The organism is Solirubrobacter deserti, from assembly GCF_027587175.1.
Lineage (GTDB): Bacteria > Actinomycetota > Thermoleophilia > Solirubrobacterales > Solirubrobacteraceae > Solirubrobacter > Solirubrobacter deserti.
The window spans coordinates 139,176-156,732 of sequence record NZ_JAPCID010000009.1 but is presented as its reverse complement, the minus strand read 5'-3'; the positions used below and the strand labels follow the sequence as shown (position 1 = coordinate 156,732).

Here is a 17,557-nt window from a genome sequence, read left to right as displayed (position 1 = left end):
TTTGGACACGTGGACAAAGAGCCCAGGCCGCGGTCCGCCTAGGTTAAGGGCCGCTGTCTCGAGATCCTGAGGAGGACCACGCCCGAATGCCGACCCGTACCCGCACGCCGAATGTCACCGCCGCCCAGTGGAGCCCGAACGGCGGCGCCCTTGGCCAGGCGGACCTGACGCAGGCCAGCGCCAACCGCTTCGGCGACAACGTCTTCTCGATCGCCGTCCAGCGCCAGCGCCTGCCCAAGGCGGTCTTCCGGCAGCTCGAGGCGACGGTCGCCAAGGGCCAGCCGCTCGAGCCGGCGCTCGCCGACGCGGTCGCCTCGGCGATGCGCGAGTGGGCGATGGAGCGCGGCGCGACGCACTACACGCACTGGTTCCAGCCGCTGACCGGATCCACCGCCGAGAAGCACGACTCGTTCTACGGCCCGACCGGCGACGGCACCGCGATCGCCGAGTTCTCCGGCAAGGAGCTCATCCAGGGCGAGCCCGACGCGTCCTCCTTCCCGTCCGGCGGCATCCGCTCGACGTTCGAGGCCCGCGGCTACACGGCCTGGGACCCGTCTTCGCCCGCGTTCATCCTCGAGAACCCGAACGGCGCGCTGCTCTGCATCCCGACCGCCTTCACCTCCTGGAGCGGCGAGGCGCTCGACAACAAGATCCCGCTGCTGCGCTCGATGGACGCGCTGTCGCGCAGCGCCGTCCGCGCGCTCTCGCTGCTCGGCGAGACCGCCCAGCACGTGTTCACCACGGTCGGCGCCGAGCAGGAGTACTTCCTGATCGACGAGCAGTACTACTTCGAGCGCCCCGACCTGCTGACGACCGGTCGCACCCTGTTCGGCGCCAAGCCGCCCAAGGGCCAGGAGCTCGACGACCACTACTTCGGCTCGATCCCGGAGCGCGTGCTCGCCTACATGCTCGAGGTCGAGCGTGAGCTGGCCAAGCTCGGCGTGCCGATCAAGACCCGCCACAACGAGGTCGCCCCGGGCCAGTACGAGGTCGCCCCGATCTTCGAGAACTCGAACATCGGCGCCGACCACCAGCAGATCACCATGCAGGTGCTGCAGAACATCGCGCGCCGCTACGGCCTGGTCTGCCTGCTGCACGAGAAGCCGTTCGCCGGCGTCAACGGCTCGGGCAAGCACAACAACTGGTCGATGGGCACCGACACGGGAATCAACCTGCTCGATCCGGGCGACACGCCGCACGAGAACCTGCTGTTCCTGTTCTTCTGCAGCGCCGTGCTGAAGGCCGTCAACGCGCACCAGGAGCTTCTGCGCGCGTCGGTCGCCAACGCCGGCCAGGACCACCGCCTGGGCGCGAACGAGGCCCCGCCCGCGATCATCTCGATCTTCCTCGGCGCCGAGCTCGAGAAGGCCTTCACCGCGATCGAGACCGGCAGCGGCGACGCCGCCACCCCGGCCGCGTTCCTGGAGATGGGCGCCTCGGTGCTTCCGCGCTTGCCGCTGCACGGCGGCGACCGCAACCGCACCTCGCCCTTCGCCTTCACCGGCAACAAGTTCGAGTTCCGCGCGCTCGGCTCGTCCATGTCGCTCGGCATGCCGAACACGATCCTCAACACGATCACCGCCCAGGCCATCGATCAGCTGAGCGACGTGCTCGAGTCCGCGACCAACGGCGGCACCTCGATCGAGGAGGCCGTGCTGGAGATCGTCAAGTCCACCTGGGCCGACAACAAGCGGATCGTCTTCTCCGGCGACGGCTACTCCGACGAGTGGCACGCCGAGGCCGAGTCGCGCGGCCTGGCCAACCTGCGCCAGTCCCCCGACGCCCTCCCGTGGCTCGTCAAGGAGCAGACGGTCGAGGTCTTCTCCAAGTACAACGTGCTGTCCGAGCGCGAGCTCGAGGCCCGCTACGAGGTCGCCGTCGAGCAGTACGTGACGACGATCAACATCGAGGGCGAGACCGCCGCCGCGATCGCCCGCACGATGCTCCTGCCCGCCGCCGTCCGCTGGCTCGGCACGCTGCAGCAGGTCGGCGTGGCGAAGCTCACCGAGGAGACCGGCCCGCTCGTCGACGAGTTCGTGGAGGCGATCCTCGTGCTCGAGGCCGCGAACCGCGACCACCCCGAGGGCGTCGACGCGCTCGAGGAGGCCAAGTACGTCCAGGGCACGGTCATCCCGGCGATGAACGGCGTCCGCGAGATCGCCGACAAGCTCGAGAAGATCGTGCCGGACGACCTCTGGCCGCTCCCGAAGTACTCGGAGATCCTCTTCATCAAGTAGGAGCGCCCGTTTCCAGGCCGCCGCGTGCGGGCACGCGGCGGCCATGGACACCTGGGAGCTCACCGACGAGGAGATGAACTCCGTGCTCGCCGAGTGCATGGAGCGCACGTTCGACTACTTCGTCGGCAAGGTCGCCGACTGGGGCCAGGTGTGGGTGCTGGCGAAGCCTCCGCACGAGCTCGCCATGATCGAGAGCGACCGGCCCGCGCTCGCCGTGTGGCCGCATCAACGCTACGCCGAGGCGTGCCGGGTGCGCAACTGGGCCGACTACGAGCCGCACTTCGTCGAGCTCGACAACTTCCTCGAGGCGACGCTGCCGGAGGCCGAGGAGCAGGGGCACATCATCGCGATCCTGCATTCGGCCGAGACGCAGCGGCACGTGACCGTCCCGCCGGACGAGCTCCGGCAGGTGCTCGAGCAGCACTGAACGCTGTGGACGTCGGGCTAGGTGCGGTCCCGGTCGGAGAGGACGGACGCGATGTCGCGCTTGAACGCCATCAGGCGCAGCATGTCCAGCCGGTCGGCATCCTCGGCGGCGCGCTTCTCGTCGTTGGTCTCTCCGCGTTTCTCGCGCTTGGCCGGACCCGTGACCGGGTCGGTGTTGCGGACCGGCACGGCCTGCAGCCCGAGGCGGGTGGCGGCGGCCATGTCGCGCGCGGTGAGCTCGTTCACCGGCGGCGGCGTCGGCGGCGTGTAGCGGGCCGGCGCGAGGCTCGCGCCGTTCACGTTGAGAGCCATCACGCACTGCATCGGAGCGCGGTGTCGTCGCGCTGAGACAACCGGTGACTGAGTCGACGCATGTGCGGGGATGACGGCTCGCGGTGAGCGCACGGCGGATCCTCGACAAGAGCCTGTTCGCGCTCAAGCGCGCGTGCCTGGAGTTCGTGGACGACCGCGGGCACCGCGACGCCGCCCAGATCGCGTTCTTCGCGACGCTGTCGTTCGTGCCGCTCGCGATGCTGCTCGTCGGCGGGTTCGGGCTGTTCTTCGACGATGAGGAGATCCGCGAGCGGGTCGTGCGCGTGATCTTCGACAACGTGCCGCTCTCGCAGGAGTCCGACCGGGGACGGCTGGAGCGCACGGTCGACGACGCGCTGGACAACACGGGCCAGCTCGGGCCCATCAGCATCGTGCTGCTGATCGTGGCCGCGAGCGGCGTGATGGGCGCGCTGCGGCACGCGATCAACGAGGCGTGGGACATCCACACGCGCCCGCCGATCGTCCGCCGCAAGCTGCTGGACCTCTCGCTCGTGCTCGGCTCGGCCGCGTTCGTGGTCTTCTGCCTGAGCATCAGCGCCACGCGCGAGACCGCCGACGACCTCGAGGACACGGGCTGGATCCTCGACCTGGTCGGCGACGCGCTGCCGTTCATATTCAGCGTGCTCGTCGTGCTGTTCCTGTACCGCGTGCTGCCGAGCCCGCGACCGAAGACGCGCGAGATCTGGCCCGGGGCCGTCGTCGCCGCGCTGCTGATCAGTCTCACCCGCGGCGCGCTGGAGCTCTACTTCGAGCACCTGGCCGACTTCGGCGCGCTGTACGGGTCGCTCGGCGCGCTGATGGCGCTGCTGATCTTCATCTACGCGGTGTCGCTGATCCTCGTCTTCGGCGCCGAGTACGCGTCGGAGTGGTCGCGGGTCCCTAAGCCCCCAGCTGACGACGATCGCTGACGCCGAGCTTCTGCATCGCACGGTACAGGTGCGTCTCGACCGTGCGGATCGAGAGCACGAGCCGGTCGGCGATCTCCGCGTTGGACATCCCGCGCCCCGCCAGCGTGGTCATCTGCAGTTCCCGCGGCGTCAAGCCCGAGGGCGTGTCGTCGAGACCCGCGATCACGATCGGCGGCGCGCCGTGGCCGTCGGGCTGAAGCTCGCGGCAGCGGGCGGCGGCGCGACGGGCGGAGTCGTGCCGGCCGGCAGCGACGTGCGCGTCGGCGGCGTGCCCGGCGCACTCGGCCGCATAGCGCAGTGCGCCGAGCGCCGCGAGCCGCTCGGCCGCGTCCAGCAGCGCGGCCCCGTCGCGCCGGGCGAGCGCGGCCGCGTGCGCGGCGTACCCCTCGGTGAGCGGCGCGTCGCAGCGCTCGGACAGCGCGACCAGTGCCAGGCACGGTTCGCGTCCGTGCGTGCCGAGCCGTAACGCCTCGTAGGCGAGCCGGCAGGCGTACACCGGCATCCACTCCAGCTCCGCGGCCTGCTCGAGCAGATGCCGCTGGGCGCGCAGTGCATCCCCGCGCGCCACGAGCGCCCAGGCCTGGCCCAGCGCGAGATACGGGCGCAGCGGATCGGTCAGCGGCAGCGCGTCGGCGGCAACCTCCAGCCGCAGCGCCGCGTCCGCCGCCGCCTCGACCGCCCCCGTACCGAGCGCGACCGCGATCTGGAACGCACGCACCGCCAGGATGCTCCCGAACGGGTCCTGGCGCTCGAAGTGGGTCGCCGCCTCCGCCAGCCAGCGGCGGGCGTCGGCGAACCGCCCGCCCATCAGCGCCAGCTCGCCCGCGGCGACAGCGCACATCCCTGCCGCCGCATGGTCGTTGGCGGCCACGGCGAGCGTGAACTGCTCCTCCGCCGTCAGCACCGTGGTCGCGAGCGAGATCCCTGAGACCGTGCCGGCGATCACCCACGTCGCGAGCGCGAGCGTGTCGTACTCGTCGCGCAGCGGCAGCTCCGGCCGCAGCGGCTCGATCAGCGCCTGCGCCTCCCGTACCCGGCCCGCGTACAGGTAGTCGGCGGCGAGCGTGCGCTCGACCCAGTTGCGGGCGGCGACCGTGAGCGTCGGCAGCCCGCGGATCTCCTCCGCGAGCGCGGACACCGTCCCCGGGCGGCTCGCGAGCGCCATGAACTGCAGCCGCAGCGGCTCGATCCGGGCTTCCCACGTGGTCGCCGCCCACCAGCCGCGCGCCCGCTCGATCAGCGCGACCGCGTCCGCCGCCCGGTCAAGGTTCCAGAACAGCACCGACGCGCGCTGCTGCACGTAGTCGTAGGCGACGTCCTCGGAGTCCAGCTCGCCCTCGAGGCCCGCGAGCACGGCCTCGGCCTCCGCGTAGCGCTTCTGGAACGCGTGGGCCCGCGCGAGAATGAGCCCGGCCGCGCTGCCCGCGCCTCCGTCACGCGCCCGCTGCGCAAGCTCCGCGGCCAGCGCGGGATCGGCCGAGCGACTTGCGGCGCGCGCGGCCACGAGCGCGAGCTCCGGCTCCACCTCGGCGCCCGCGTCGAGCTGCCAGCGCGCGACCCGCAGCGCATCGTCGGCCGTCCGGGTCGCGCGCCCGGCCACCGCCGCGGCCAGCCGCAGCCGCAGCGAGCGCGCGAGCGTGACCGGCAGCGCCGCACGCAGCATCTCGCCGTAGAGCGGATGCGCCAGCCAGAACTCGCGCGCCGACGCCGTCACCAGCCCCTGCGTCTCGAGCGCGATCAGCGCCTCCGGGTCCACCAGGCGCATCACCTCGGCCAGCCCGAGCGGCTCGCCGAGGGCGAGCAGCTCCATCGCGAGCCGCTGCTCACGGTCCAGCCCGTTCAGGCGCTCGGACACGAGCTCGAGCAGGGGCTGGCTCGGCACCGGCCGCTGCGCGAGCGTCCACAGGCCGTCGGCGAACGTGAACGCGCCCTCCTCCAGCCACCCCGAGACGATCTGGTGCAGGTAGAGCGGGTTGCCGCGGCTGCGCGCCCACGCCCAGCCGAGCGTGCGCCGCTCGACCGGGCCCCCGAGCGCCGCCTCGACGAGCCGCTCGGTCGCCTCTTCGGTCAGCGGCTCGAGGTCCAGCCGCAGCGCCGCCCCGTCCTTCCAGAGCGCGGTGACCGCGTCCGGGACGGGCTCGCCGGTGCGCACGGTCGTGATGACGAACGCCGTGGTGGTGAGCTGCAGGTTCAGCAGCAGCGCGGCCGAGGCGGGGTCCAGCAGGTGCGCGTCGTCGACGCCGAGGACGAGCGGCCGCCCCGCACTGTGAGCGCGCAGGGCTTCGGTCGCACCGCGCAGCAGCGCGAGCCGGTCGTCGGACCGCACCTCGGACGGGAGGACGGGGGCGAACGCGCCGAGCGGCAGCGTGGCGGCGCTGCGGGTCGCCTGCACCCAGATCGTCAGCGCGCCGTCCAGGTCGGCCGCCGCCAGCGCCTCGCGGGCGAGCCGAGACTTGCCCACGCCGGCGCCCGCGTGCACCGTCACCCCCCGCGCGCGCTCGAGCGTGCGCGCCCGGGCGATGTGCTCGAGCTCGGCCTCGCGGGCCACGAACGGCCAGCTCTGAGGCGGAGCGGTGGAGTCCGGCATGCCGCGACCCTAACGGTGCCGGTACCGTTGCGAAAGAGGTGCCCCACCGGTTGTCATCCACGCAATGGCCGCTTGTGGGCCGGACGGGCGAGCTTAACCGGTTGAACCGGCTGCGCGGCGCCGCGCCGGGGGTGGTGGTGAGCGGCGAAGCGGGCATCGGCAAGTCGCGGCTGGCGCGCGAGGCGCTGGCCGCCGCCGCGGCGGCCGGCGCGCACGTGGAGTGGGTGCAGGCGACGCGCAGCGCAGCCGCGGTGCCGCTCGGCGCGCTCACGGGCCTGCTGGGTGCGGAGACCCGGTCGACGAGCCCGCTGGACGTGATGCGCTCGACCGCCGACGGCCTGCGCGAGCGCGCAGGCGACCGGCCGATCGTGCTCGGGGTCGACGATGCCCAGCTGCTCGACCCCGCGTCCGCCGCGCTCGTGCTCCAGCTGGTCACCACCCGGACCGTGTTCGTGCTGGCGACGCTGCGCTCGGGCGAGCCGGTTCCGGACGCGATCGCGGCGCTGTGGAAGGACGCGGGGGCGCACCGCGTGGAGCTCGGCACGCTGGACGAGGCCGAGACCGGCGCACTGATCGAGGCCGTGCTCGACGGGCCGGTCGAGCAGGCCGCCAAGCGCTGGCTGTTCGAGAGCAGCCACGGCAACGTGCTCTACATCCGCGAGCTGCTCGTCGGCGCGCTCGAGGGGGGCGCGCTGGCGGCGCGCGACGGACTCTGGCGGCTCCCTGAGCACCCGCCGCTCAGCCGCTCGCTGACCGAGCTCGTCAACGACCGCATCGCGGGCCTCGGCGACGACGCGCTGCGCGCGTTGCAGACGCTCGCGCTCGGCGAGCCGCTGGCGCTCGCCGACATGATCGAGATCGCCGGGGAAGCCGCGCTGATCGAGGCTGAGCGCGACGGGCTGGTCGTGATCGCGGACGCCGACGGTGACCCGGTCCGGCTCGCGCACCCGCTCTACGGCGAGGTGATCCGCGCGACGCTGCCGCATCTGCGCGGCCACGAGCTGCGCGTGCGGCTGGCCGGCACGCTGCGGGCGCGCGCCCCGCTGCGCGGCCGCGACGCGCTCAAGCTCGCGCGCTGGCTGTTGGACGCCGGCGAGCCCGTCGAGCCGGAGCTGCTGACGGACGCGGCGCGCGCGGCCAACGCGGCCGGCGACCCCGCGTTCGCGGTCCGGCTGGCGGAGCTGGCGCTCTCCGCGGGCGCCTCCCCCCGCGCCGCGCTCGCGCTCGCGCGAGCTCACATCGACGCCCGCCGCTTCGCGTCCGCCGAGGCCGTGCTCGCGCCGCTCGAAGGCCGGCTCTCCGACCAGGACGAGACCCTCGAGTACCTCCAGCAGCGCGTGATCGTGCTGTTCTGGGGGCTGCAGCGCCACGACGAGCTCCCCGCCTTGCTCGAACGCGCCGAGACCTGGTGGCCCGAGCCGGAATGGCGGCGCCGGCTGGTGTTCGTGCGCATGCACGTGAACGCGCTGGACGGCGACTACGCCCGCATGGCCGAGGCGTCGGCGGCCGCGCTGGAGGACCCCGAGCTCGACGAGGCCACGCGCCGCCAGATCGCGCCGTTCCACGGTCGCGACCTCCTGTACTCCGGCCGCACGCGCGCGGCCTACGCGTGGGCGCGCCGCCGGCGGCCGCGGCTGCCGCTGCGCGACTTCAGCGACGAGGTCGCGTTCGCGGTCTGGGTCTCATCGGCGGTGCAGTGCGGCTATCAGTGGGATGAGCTCTCCGCGGAGCTGCCGGACGCGCTGGTCGAGGCCGTACGAGCGGACGACCACGCCGGGGCCGGGCTGGCCGCGTTCGGCTTGGGCACGATCGCGCTGGCCGCCGGCCGGTTCGTCGACGCCGGGCGCTGGCTGACCGAGTCCGAGCTCCACCTCGGCCGCCACGATGCCGTCGACATGCTGCCCATCGCGCTGGTGATGCGCGTGAAGGCCGAGGCCGGCGCCGGGGACGTGGACACGGCGCGTCTCGCGCTCGAGCGCTTGCGCGTGACATTCGAGAGCCGCGCCGGGCTCGCGCGCGACGCCCCGTTCTTCGCCTGCGCGCAGGCCGCGATCGCCGACGCCGAAGGCGATCGGGAAGACGCCCGCACGCTGCTCGCCGAAGCCGCCGGCGCGGTGGCGCACGTGCCGCTGTGGGCGGCCCAGTTCACGCACGACGCGCTGCTCGTGGGCGCCGACGCCGCGCCCGCGGCCGCCACGCTCGAGGCCCTGCGCGAGCACTGCGACGCGCCGCTCGTGGAGGGATACGCCGCACACGCCCGCGGCCGCGCCGACGACGACCCGGAACGGCTGCTCGCCGCTGTCGACTGCTTTGAAGGGGTCGGCGCGCAGCGCGCCGCGATGCTCGCGTGCGTGGACGCCGGCCGCGCCCTGCTGCGCGTGGGCGCGGTGGACGGGGCGCGACGGGCCGCCGCCCGTGCGGCCACCCTCCACGCTCCGGGCCACGGCACCGAGCCGCCACGGCTGGAAGGGCTCGGCGACGTGGCCCTCACACCGCGCGAGCACCAGCTCGTCGAGCTCGCGGCGGAGGGCCTGACCAGCAAGGAGATCGCCGAGCGCCTGGTGCTGTCGGTGCGGACCGTCGAATCGCACCTGTACCGGGCGATGACCAAGCTCGGCGTCAACGACCGTCGCGAGCTCAGCCGGCTGCGCCCCTGATCAGTACACGAAGATGTGATCGAGCTGGGAAGGCCGCGATTGCTGGCCTTGGCGCGGTTCTTGTCGCCCACCGGCCCGGTCCAGACGTCGTTACTGAACGATTGTCGGAAACGCGAAAAGAGGGCTCAAGCTCCGACGCCGAGCGTCCGATGAAGTGAGTGAGCCCGACAACAACCCCCCTCTCATCGGGCTCACCCTCCCCTCAATAACCCCGGCACGGCCCCGCCTTCTCCCGAGCGGGGCCGGTCGCCGTTAATCGCCGTTTACGAGCCCGCGCTGTGCCGCCCAGTGGGAGACCTCGTGGCGCGAGGAGAGCTGCAGCTTGCGCAGGACGTTGCCCACGTGGGTCTCGACGGTGCGGTCGCTGATGCCGAGCCGCTGCGCGATCCGCTTGTACGCGTACCCGCGCGCGAGGTGATGCAGGACCTCGCGCTCGCGCGGCGTGAGTGACTCCAGCTCGTTCTTCTCCGGCGCCGGCGCGGAGAACGCCTGCAGCACGAACGCCGCCAGCCGCGGCGAGAAGCACGCCTCGCCCGCCGCGACGGTGCTGATCGCGTCCAGCAGCTCGCTCGTGTCGATCGTCTTGGTGACGTAGCCGAGCGCCCCCGCGCGGATCATCGGCACGACGTCCTCGGCGGCGTCCGACACGCTCAACGCGAGCACCTTGGGCGTACCCTCGCGCGGCAGCGCCTCGAGCACCGACACGCCGCCGCCCTCGGGCAGGTGGACGTCGAGTAGGACGACGTCCGGCTGCGTCTCGGCGATCACGGCCAGGGCCCGCGCGGGCGTCGCGGCCTCGCCCACGACCTCGTGGTGCGGCGCGAGCTCCGCGCGCACGCCCGCGCGGAACAGGTGATGGTCGTCGACGACGACGATCCTCATCCCGTCACCCCGATCCGCAGCGCGACCTCGGTGCCTTCCGGCGAGGAGTCGATCTCCGCGCTCCCGCCGACGGCCCGCATCCGCCCGATGATCGAGTCGCGCACGCCGCGCCGCTCGGTCGGGACGGTCGCGAGCTCGAATCCAGGGCCTTCGTCGCGCACGAACACCTCCGCGCCGTCGGGCGAGACCTGGGCGAACACGAAGATCGGCGAGCCGGCATGCCGCGCGGCGTTGCGCAGCGCCTCGCGCGCCGCGGCGGCCAGCGCCTCCGTCTCGCGGTCCAGCGGCCGCTCGCCCAGGATCGTCAACTCCACGGTCGCATCATGGTCGTCCTCGACCTCGGCGACCGCCTTGCGCAGCGCGGCGCCGAGTGTCTCGGTGCCGAGCTCGACCTCGCCGGCCATCCACGCGCGCAGCTCGTGCTCCTGCCGGCGCGCGAGCCGCTGCACGGCGGCGGGATCGTGCGCCTGGCGCTGGACCAGCGCGAGGGTCTGGAGGACGGAGTCGTGCAGGTGGGCGGCGACGCGGCGGCGCTCGTCCTCGCGCGCGGTGGTCAGACGCGCGCGGTCCGAGCGGGCCAGCCCCGCGATGAGGAGGGGCACGGCGATGAGGGCCGCCGCGCCGCCGCCCAGCACGAGCAGCAGGGCCAGGGACAAGAGCCCGCTGCTGCTCGCACCGATGTACGCCAGGCCGAGGAACGCAGCCAGGGCCACCAGTGCAAGTCCGCCGAGCGCGCGCCAAGGGGCGGGCATCGGCACGTCGTTGGTTCCCGTGAGCCGCTGCCACGGGGTCAGGCCGCGCTGCGCGAGCCCGAAGCGCGCGCGCAGGTCATCGGCGATCAGGATCAACCCGCCGAGCGCCGCCAACGCGATGATCGCCAGCGGCGTCAGGGCCATCAGGGCGTCGGGCAGCGCCCACAGGACGCGCCCGTCGGCGAAGTACCCGAAGAAGATCAGCAGCGCGAACGGCGCCCCGGCCACGAGCGCGCCGACGAGCAGCGCCGGGTGCCGGCGCACGCCGGCGAGCGCCCGCGGGGCGAGGACGAACAAGCCGAGCACCGTGCCCGCGCCGAGCAGCGCGAGCGGCAGCGTGTCGCCCGCGTCGCCCAGTGCGACCGCGAGCGCGGCGACGAGCAGGGCGCCCGCGAGCGCGGTGATGCGACCGGCGGGATCGGCGATGACGCTCATCGGGACTTCCGCTTCTTCGGCTTGCGTTTGGCCCGCGGTTCCGCGACCGGCGCCTCCGCGCACGGGCCGGACATGAGGCGCTCGATCCGCGCCTGGTCCGCCACCTGTTCCGTGCGCCGCGAAGTCCACTCGTCGATCACCCGCCGCGCCCCCTCGTCCGACAGTCCCGTCGTGTCCGGCCGCTCCTCCGGGTAGACCTCGTAACCCGGCCAATCCGGGTACGAGCGCGGGGACACGCTGTTCGGATAGTCGCGCACGATGAGCTCGCCGCCCATGGTCGAGTAGTCGATGACGAGCGTGGGCCCCACCCGCGGCGTCGCCCGGCCGTTGCGGTGCGCGGCCTCCAGGTCCGACCGTGCGCCGTACTGGCCGAACACGATCGGGGTCGGCGAGGCCAGGTTGCCCTCGCCGAGCAGGACGGCGCCCGCCCGCAGCGCGAGCGGCGGGTTGCGCTGCTGGACCTCGACGTGCACGCACCGGTCATGCGGAAGCGCGACGAGCGTGCGCCGTAGACCTGCTTCGACCCGCATCTCGACGCGCCCGCTCGCGGGGAACGTGGTCCGGCGCAGGTCGAGCGTAAGCAGGCCGAGACCGCTCTTGTAGGTGCCGAGCTCGGCGGAGGTCCGCGGCTCCACGGTGACCGAATCCGCGCTCGGGTCCACTTCGACGCCACCGATCGCGAGCGCCGCGCTGGGCAGCACGAGCGCGCCGATCGGCAGCAACGCCCACGCGGGTCCGAGCCTGCTCCATCCCGCCAGCACGCCGACGAGGATCGCGCCCGCGAGCGCGACGATCACCCAGCCGAAGCCGAAGATCGTGGCGGCCGTGCCGAGCCCGGCGAGCGTCGCGAGGGCGATCAGCGCGCCGCCCGCCTGGGCCAGCAGCACGATGCCGCGCTGGCCGGGCGTGACGCCGTCCTCGCTCTCCCCGGGCAGGATGAGCCACGCGGCGATGTACACCATCACGCCCAGGCCGAACATGAGGCCCGCGACGGCGAAGCCGAGGCGCACGCGCGCGACCGGAACCGTCCAGCGCGCCGCGAGGCCCGAGCAGACGCCGCCGAGCCAGCGGCCGCGGCGGTGACGCACGAGCGGTGTGGGAAGTGCTTCATCCATCGCTGAGCATTGTGTGCCGCGGTCGGAGCGAGCGCCAGTCGTGATCGCCCGGAGAGTACGTCCGGGATTTCCCGGATAGCGTGCGAGGCATGGAGCGTGTGCTCATCACGGGCGCGGCGGGCGCCATCGGGACCGTGCTGCGGCCGGCGTTGCGGGAAGGGCTGCGGGAGCTGCGGCTCACCGACGTGGTGGAGATCGACGACCTCGCCGGCAACGAGACGTTCGTGCGGGCCGACCTGACCGACTTCGAGGCGGTCCAGCGGGCGGTCGAAGGCGTGACCGCCGTCGTCCACCTCGGCGCCGTTCCGAACGAGGCGCCGTTCGACGTCATCGCGGGTCCGAACCTCCACGGCGCCTATCACGTCTTCGAGGCCGCGCGACGCGCCGACGTCGACCGGATCGTCTACGCGTCCTCGAACCACGCGACCGGCATGTACCCGGTCGGTGAGCCGCTCGACGGAACCGTCGCCCCCTGGCCCGATGGCCTCTACGGCGCGTCCAAGGTGTTCGGGGAAGCGCTCGCGCGCATGTACGTGACCCGCTTCGGCATGCGGGCCGTATGCCTGCGCATCGGGTCCTTCAAGGCACAGCCGCAGGAGGAGCGCGAGTTGTCGACGTGGCTCTCGCACGCGGACGGCATCCGGTTGTTCCAGGCGGCGCTCACCGCCGACGTCGAGTTCGCGATCGTCTACGGCGCCTCCGCCAACACGCGCCGCTGGTGGCCGGCCGACACGGAGATCGGGTTCGTCCCGCAGGACGACGCGGAGACGTTCGCGCCGCTGCCGCCGAGCCGCTTCACCCGCCAGGGCGGCCCGAACACCGAGCGCGACCACGGCGGCTGGGCGACGTGATCGCCGGCGACGAGCTGCGCGCGCGCTTCGACGCGCCGGACGCGCTCGGGATCGGCATCGAGGAGGAGCTGTTCCTGCTCGATCCCGAGACGCTCGATCTCCTGCCTCGCGCGCGGGAGCTCGTCGAGAGCCTGGACGGCGACGCGCGCTTCAAGCTCGAGCTGCCCGCCGCGCAACTGGAGATCATCACGCCGCCGCTGCCGGACGTCACCTCCGCCGTGGACGCGCTCGCCGCCGCCCGCGCCGACCTCGCGCGCGCCGCGGAGCCGTTCGGGCGGCTGATGACGGCCGGCGTGCATCCCACGACCGCCGAGTACGGCGTCGTCACCGACGACGCGCGCTACCGCCGCACGCTCGACGAGTACGGCGACCGCGCGCGCCGCCAGCTCGTCTGCGGCCTGCACCTGCACGTCTCGCTCGGCGGCGCGGACCGCACGCTCGCCGTCTACAACGCGCTGCGCTCGTACCTGCCCGAGCTGTCCGCGCTGGCCGCCAACGCCCCGTTCCACGTGGGCCGCGACACCGGCCTCGCCTCCGTGCGGCCGTCGATCGCCGTCTACCTGCAGCGCCAGGGCGTCCCGCCCGCGATCCCGAGCTGGGACTGGTTCGCGGACGCGCTGCGCTGGGGCCAGGCCTCGGACACGATCCCGGACGCGCGCCGCTGGTGGTTCGAGCTGCGCCTGCACGCGACCTACGGCACGCTGGAGCTGCGCGCTCCCGACGCCCAGTCGAGCATCACGGACGTGCACGGCGTGGCCGCCTTCGCCCACGACCTCATGCACGCGCTGGCCGCGCGCTTCGACGCGGGCGAGCCGCTGCCCGTGCACGACTCGTGGCGGATCGACGAGAACCGCTGGGCCGCGATGCGCGACGGCGTGGACGCCACGTTCGCCGACCTCGAGACCGGCGAGCGCGTCCCGGTGCGCGAGCTCATCCGCTCCCGCCTTCCCGAGCTGCACCCCGCGACCGAGGCCCTGCTAGAGGCCAACGGCGCCATCCGCACCCGGGCCGTGGGCGTGGAGGACGCCGCCGCCTACCTCGCGGACGCGTACACCAGCGCCGCGATCTCGGACGCGTCGAGCGGGCGCGCGCAGCCGTAGCCCGTCGACCGTCACCGCCTTCGACGCGGCCGGGCCGTGCGAACCCGCGCACACGGCCCGGCCACAACTTGGGTCAGTCGCGGGACTTGCGATGGTCGCCGAACCAGTCGTTCACGCGCCGCCACGCCTCCTCGGCGGCGGCGGCGTTGAAGCGGCCGGTCGGCGGGAACCCGCCGGTGTCGTTGAAGAACGCGTGCGCGGCCTCGGTGAACGTAAGGATCTCGTAGTCCACGCGCGCGGCCTCGAGCGCGGCCTGGGCCGCGTCGCGCGTCGCGTTCACGCGTTCGTCGTTGCCCGCGTACACGCCGAGCACGTCGGCCCGGATGCCGCGCAGGTCGCCGCCGGTCGGGAACGGGCCGTAGAACGGCGCGGCCGCGGCCAGGCGCGTCTCCTTGGCCGCCAGCAGCCGCCAGACCATGCCGCCGCCGAAGCAGAAGCCGATGGCGTTGAGCGGCGTGTGGCGCCCGAGGCGCTTGCCGAGCTCGCTGATCGCGGCCTTCATATCGTTGTCGAAGCGCGCCGGGTTCGCCTGCGACACCGCGGCCAGCGCGGCCATGCGCGCCGCGTCGTCGGCCAGCGCGGCGGTCCCGCCTTCATGCGAGAGCAGGTCGAGCGCGAGCGCCGCGAAGCCGTTGGCGGCGAAGCGCCCGGCCACGTTGCGGATGTGGTCGGTCAGGCCGCGGTTCTCGTGGATCACGAGCACGCCGCCCTTGATCCGCGTGCCCGGTGCCGGCGCCGCCCACGCCGCCTGCAGCACCACGCCGTTCGGTCCCGGGAACGTGATCGGCGTCGTGGCCGCCGGCGCCCAGTCCGTCTTGCGGCGGTCAGGCCGGCCGTGCCCACCACCGTGGCCGTGATCGCCGCCGCTCGTGTTCTTGCCGCGCTCGCGCGCCTCGACCTCGGCCGCGATCATCGCCGTCGCCGCCGTGGCCGTGACGCCCATCAGCCCGAGCCGCCGCAGCGCCTCGCGACGGGTGATGATCCCGTCGACGTGGTCCTCGGCGATCTCTTCCGCGAGATACCGCTCAAGATCCGTCATCCGACCCTCCCACAGAACGTTTGACCAACCTCACGTGAGGTTGCCAGATGGGATACGCATGAGGACCTGCGGCGGCGCGCCGGTTGGCGCGCCGCCGCGCATGTCACGACTTCTTGACGACCAGCGCGCCCGTGGCCGCCTTGCCCACGCGCACGGTGAACTGCTTGGCCGCCTTGCCCGACGTCACGTTGACCACGAGCTTGTGCGAGCGGCGCAGCTTCTTCGCCGCCTTGAACTTGACCTTCACCGACCCGGTGCCCGAGCGGGTGACGGTGCGCTTGGTGTTCTGCACGCGCACCGCGCCCTTGAGCCTGGCCCCGGTCGTCGGCGGGACGGCCGTGATCGAGCAGGTGATCGAGCGCCCGTCGGCGGAGAGGTCACAGGTGACGCGCACGTTCGGCGTGTCGCCCTTGTCGCCCTTGGGCCCTTGCGGACCCGCGGGCCCCACGGGGCCGGGAGGACCGGGCGGGCCGGCGACGACCGTCGGCGTGGGCTCCGGCGTCGGGATCGGCGGCGTCGTCGGGCCGGGGCCGCCGCACGGCCCGGCGGCGCTCCAGTCGAGGTCGATGCCCGCGCAGCCGCCCGCGGCCTTCTGCGTCTGCACCATCTCGGCGACGTCGGCGAGCAGCTCGCGCGGCTCGTAGACGACACCGTTGCGGATCGTGTAGCGGATGCCTCCGACGCGCTCGATCTTGCCGGTCGCGTCGTTGAGGCGGGAGGTGCCGGTGCCGTAGAGCGTCTTGAAGTTCGCGAGCGGGTTCTCCGGCGCGATGATCAGGTCGGCGATCTGGCCGACGCGGACCATGCCGAACTCGGGGTCGGTGATCCCCTTCGGCTCCATCAGCGTGCGCGCGGCCTGGCGCGTGTAGGCGTTGATCGCCTCGTGCGCGGTGAAGCCCGCCTCCTGCATGAGCTCGAGCTCGCGGATCGCGGCGAAGCCGTACAGCGAGTAGATGAAGCCCGCGTCGGTGCCGGCGGCGACGCGCCCGCCGATCGACTTGTAGTCGTTGACGAGCTGCATGTAGCGATGGATGAAGCGCTTCCAGCTCACCTCGTCCGCGGTCGTCCAGTCGTAGTAGAAGGAGCCGTGGTTCTCGCGGTTGGGCTCCCAGAACTTCCAGATCGACGGCATCGCGTACGTGCGGTGCCACTCCTGCGTGCGCGCGCGCATGAGATCACGTCCGGCCTCGTACACGCTCATGGTCGGACCGAAGGTCACGTTGTTGGCCTTCTGCTCGCGCAGGTAGGCCCACCACTCGGGCGAGCCCGGCTCGAACGTGTAGTCGATCACCTTCGCCACGTGGCGCCAGCGCGACTGCTCGTCGGCGTAGTTGTAGTCGTCCGGGAACGGGTGCACGCGGCCGCTCTTGAGGATCGACTCGAAGTGCCCGTAGAAGTGCGTGACGGTGCCGAGCCCCATGCGCCCGGTCTCGACCGCGTTGACCTCCGGATAGACCGGCGGCGAGTGGTGCATCGTCGTGCCGAGGCCCAGCTTCTTCGCCTCGTCGATCATCGCGGCCAGGATTCGCTTGTCCTGGTCGACGCCGGTGCCGGCGAACTTGACGCCGTCGATGCCGTTGACGGACGCCCAGCGCACCCACTCGCGCGCCTTCTCGGGGGTGTTGGGCGAGCCGTTGGGCCACGCGGCGCCCGGGCGCTGGTAGTTGATGATGCGCGGCGCGACGATCGTGTTCGCCTCGGACGCGGCCTTGTCGCGCACCGCGGCGGCGTTGCCGGTGAGCTGGACGCCGCGCACCGTGGTCACACCGTGCGCGAGCCACAGCTTGTAGGCGTAGGTGAGCGGCGTGCCGCCCTGCTCGGCGTGCACGTGCTCGTCGACGAGGCCCGGCATCACCCACATGCCGGTCGCGTCGATCTCGTGGTCGAAGTCGCGCGGCGGCCGGTTGGGCTGCATCGGCAGCCCGGGCGTCCCGGCCGAGCGGATCTCGGTGATCCGGTTGCCCTGGATGACGATGTCACGCGGCCCCTGCACGGTCCCGCCCGACCCGTCGATGACGTTCACACCGCGGATCACGAGCTTGGTGAACGGGCCCTTGCCCTCGTCCGGCCCGCGCGGCGGCGTGGTGCTCTGCGCGCCCGCCGCGACCGGCAGCGCGCACGAAACAGCGACGGCGGCGACGAGCGCGCGCCCTCGGTATCCCATGGTTCCCCCCTTGTTGGTCCCCTTGGCGACTGTGTATCAGATGAGACCTAGGCGGCGTAGTCGTCCAACCT

The 17,557-nt window shown here is 73.0% G+C and carries 13 protein-coding genes; 6 read left to right on the top strand and 7 right to left on the bottom strand.

Translation table 11 applies throughout. From position 1 onward, the window contains the following. The first annotated feature begins 86 nt into the window (after positions 1-86). Together OJ962_RS08275 and OJ962_RS08270 are read left to right on the top strand one after the other, a co-directional pair. Positions 87-2,237, top strand: a complete 2,151-nt coding sequence (locus OJ962_RS08275; RefSeq protein ID WP_202955815.1) for a glutamine synthetase III family protein — start codon at positions 87-89, stop codon at positions 2,235-2,237. A gap of 43 nt (positions 2,238-2,280) precedes the next feature. Further along, positions 2,281-2,664 (top strand): DUF2750 domain-containing protein, encoded by a 384-nt coding sequence (locus tag OJ962_RS08270; RefSeq protein WP_202955814.1) that lies wholly within the window; start codon positions 2,281-2,283, stop codon positions 2,662-2,664. A 17-nt stretch (positions 2,665-2,681) separates the two neighbouring features. Here the strand turns inward: OJ962_RS08270 and OJ962_RS08265 are convergent, their stop codons facing one another. Further along, complete coding sequence (locus tag OJ962_RS08265; RefSeq protein WP_202955813.1) at positions 2,682-2,975, bottom strand: hypothetical protein; 294 nt, start codon at positions 2,973-2,975, stop codon at positions 2,682-2,684. An 83-nt stretch (positions 2,976-3,058) separates the two neighbouring features. Here OJ962_RS08265 and OJ962_RS08260 point away from each other — a divergent pair, with 83 nt between their 5' ends. Further along, on the top strand, positions 3,059-3,904 hold the full coding sequence (locus OJ962_RS08260; RefSeq protein WP_202955812.1) for a YihY/virulence factor BrkB family protein: 846 nt from the start codon (positions 3,059-3,061) through the stop codon (positions 3,902-3,904). Here OJ962_RS08260 and OJ962_RS08255 read toward each other — a convergent pair. Then, entirely contained in the window at positions 3,876-6,491 is a 2,616-nt protein-coding gene (locus OJ962_RS08255; RefSeq protein ID WP_202955811.1) for a helix-turn-helix transcriptional regulator, read from the bottom strand. The two genes, OJ962_RS08260 and OJ962_RS08255, sit on opposite strands and share 29 nt — an antisense overlap. Before the next feature lie 38 nt (positions 6,492-6,529). Here OJ962_RS08255 and OJ962_RS08250 point away from each other — a divergent pair, with 38 nt between their 5' ends. Further along, a complete protein-coding gene (locus OJ962_RS08250) occupies positions 6,530-9,148 on the top strand; it encodes a helix-turn-helix transcriptional regulator (RefSeq protein ID WP_322101329.1) in 2,619 nt (872 codons plus the stop codon). Positions 9,149-9,400: 252 nt separating this feature from the next. Here the strand turns inward: OJ962_RS08250 and OJ962_RS08245 are convergent, their stop codons facing one another. From OJ962_RS08245 to OJ962_RS08235, 3 genes are read right to left on the bottom strand one after another with little or no spacing between them, the layout of a single operon-like run. After that, entirely contained in the window at positions 9,401-10,030 is a 630-nt protein-coding gene (locus OJ962_RS08245) for a response regulator (protein WP_202955809.1), read from the bottom strand. Further along, the gene (locus OJ962_RS08240) at positions 10,027-11,217 is read right to left on the bottom strand and encodes a sensor histidine kinase (protein ID WP_202955808.1); all 1,191 of its coding nucleotides are present in this window, start codon (positions 11,215-11,217) and stop codon (positions 10,027-10,029) included. Before OJ962_RS08240 ends, OJ962_RS08245 begins: the two co-directional genes overlap by 4 nt. Then, on the bottom strand, positions 11,214-12,332 hold the full coding sequence (locus OJ962_RS08235; RefSeq protein ID WP_202955807.1) for a PspC domain-containing protein: 1,119 nt from the start codon (positions 12,330-12,332) through the stop codon (positions 11,214-11,216). Before OJ962_RS08235 ends, OJ962_RS08240 begins: the two co-directional genes overlap by 4 nt. A gap of 89 nt (positions 12,333-12,421) precedes the next feature. On the opposite strand from OJ962_RS08235, the gene OJ962_RS08230 reads away from it, so the two are divergent. Then, complete coding sequence (locus OJ962_RS08230) at positions 12,422-13,183, top strand: NAD-dependent epimerase/dehydratase family protein (RefSeq protein WP_202955806.1); 762 nt, start codon at positions 12,422-12,424, stop codon at positions 13,181-13,183. Next, on the top strand, positions 13,180-14,283 hold the full coding sequence (locus tag OJ962_RS08225) for a carboxylate-amine ligase (protein WP_202955805.1): 1,104 nt from the start codon (positions 13,180-13,182) through the stop codon (positions 14,281-14,283). Before OJ962_RS08230 ends, OJ962_RS08225 begins: the two co-directional genes overlap by 4 nt. Positions 14,284-14,356: 73 nt before the next feature. Here OJ962_RS08225 and OJ962_RS08220 read toward each other — a convergent pair whose 3' ends face one another. Next, positions 14,357-15,322 carry a dienelactone hydrolase family protein gene (locus OJ962_RS08220; protein WP_202955804.1) on the bottom strand — a complete coding sequence of 322 codons (966 nt, stop codon included), beginning with the start codon at positions 15,320-15,322 and terminating at the stop codon, positions 14,357-14,359. Positions 15,323-15,425: 103 nt separating this feature from the next. Beyond that, a complete protein-coding gene (locus OJ962_RS08215; protein ID WP_202955803.1) occupies positions 15,426-17,486 on the bottom strand; it encodes an amidohydrolase family protein in 2,061 nt (686 codons plus the stop codon). Positions 17,487-17,557: the final 71 nt, after the last annotated feature.

Bases quoted from the DNA above. Each gene is read 5' to 3' on its own strand.
- OJ962_RS08275 (WP_202955815.1), top strand. From the start codon at position 87: ATGCCGACCCGTACCCGCACGCCGAATGTCACCGCCGCCCAGTGGAGC.
- OJ962_RS08270 (WP_202955814.1), top strand. From the start codon at position 2,281: ATGGACACCTGGGAGCTCACCGACGAGGAGATGAACTCCGTGCTCGCC.
- OJ962_RS08265 (WP_202955813.1), bottom strand. From the start codon at position 2,975: ATGGCTCTCAACGTGAACGGCGCGAGCCTCGCGCCGGCCCGCTACACG.
- OJ962_RS08255 (WP_202955811.1), bottom strand. From the start codon at position 6,491: ATGCCGGACTCCACCGCTCCGCCTCAGAGCTGGCCGTTCGTGGCCCGC.
- OJ962_RS08245 (WP_202955809.1), bottom strand. From the start codon at position 10,030: ATGAGGATCGTCGTCGTCGACGACCATCACCTGTTCCGCGCGGGCGTG.
- OJ962_RS08240 (WP_202955808.1), bottom strand. From the start codon at position 11,217: ATGAGCGTCATCGCCGATCCCGCCGGTCGCATCACCGCGCTCGCGGGC.
- OJ962_RS08235 (WP_202955807.1), bottom strand. From the start codon at position 12,332: ATGGATGAAGCACTTCCCACACCGCTCGTGCGTCACCGCCGCGGCCGC.
- OJ962_RS08230 (WP_202955806.1), top strand. From the start codon at position 12,422: ATGGAGCGTGTGCTCATCACGGGCGCGGCGGGCGCCATCGGGACCGTG.
- OJ962_RS08220 (WP_202955804.1), bottom strand. From the start codon at position 15,322: ATGACGGATCTTGAGCGGTATCTCGCGGAAGAGATCGCCGAGGACCAC.
- OJ962_RS08215 (WP_202955803.1), bottom strand. From the start codon at position 17,486: ATGGGATACCGAGGGCGCGCGCTCGTCGCCGCCGTCGCTGTTTCGTGC.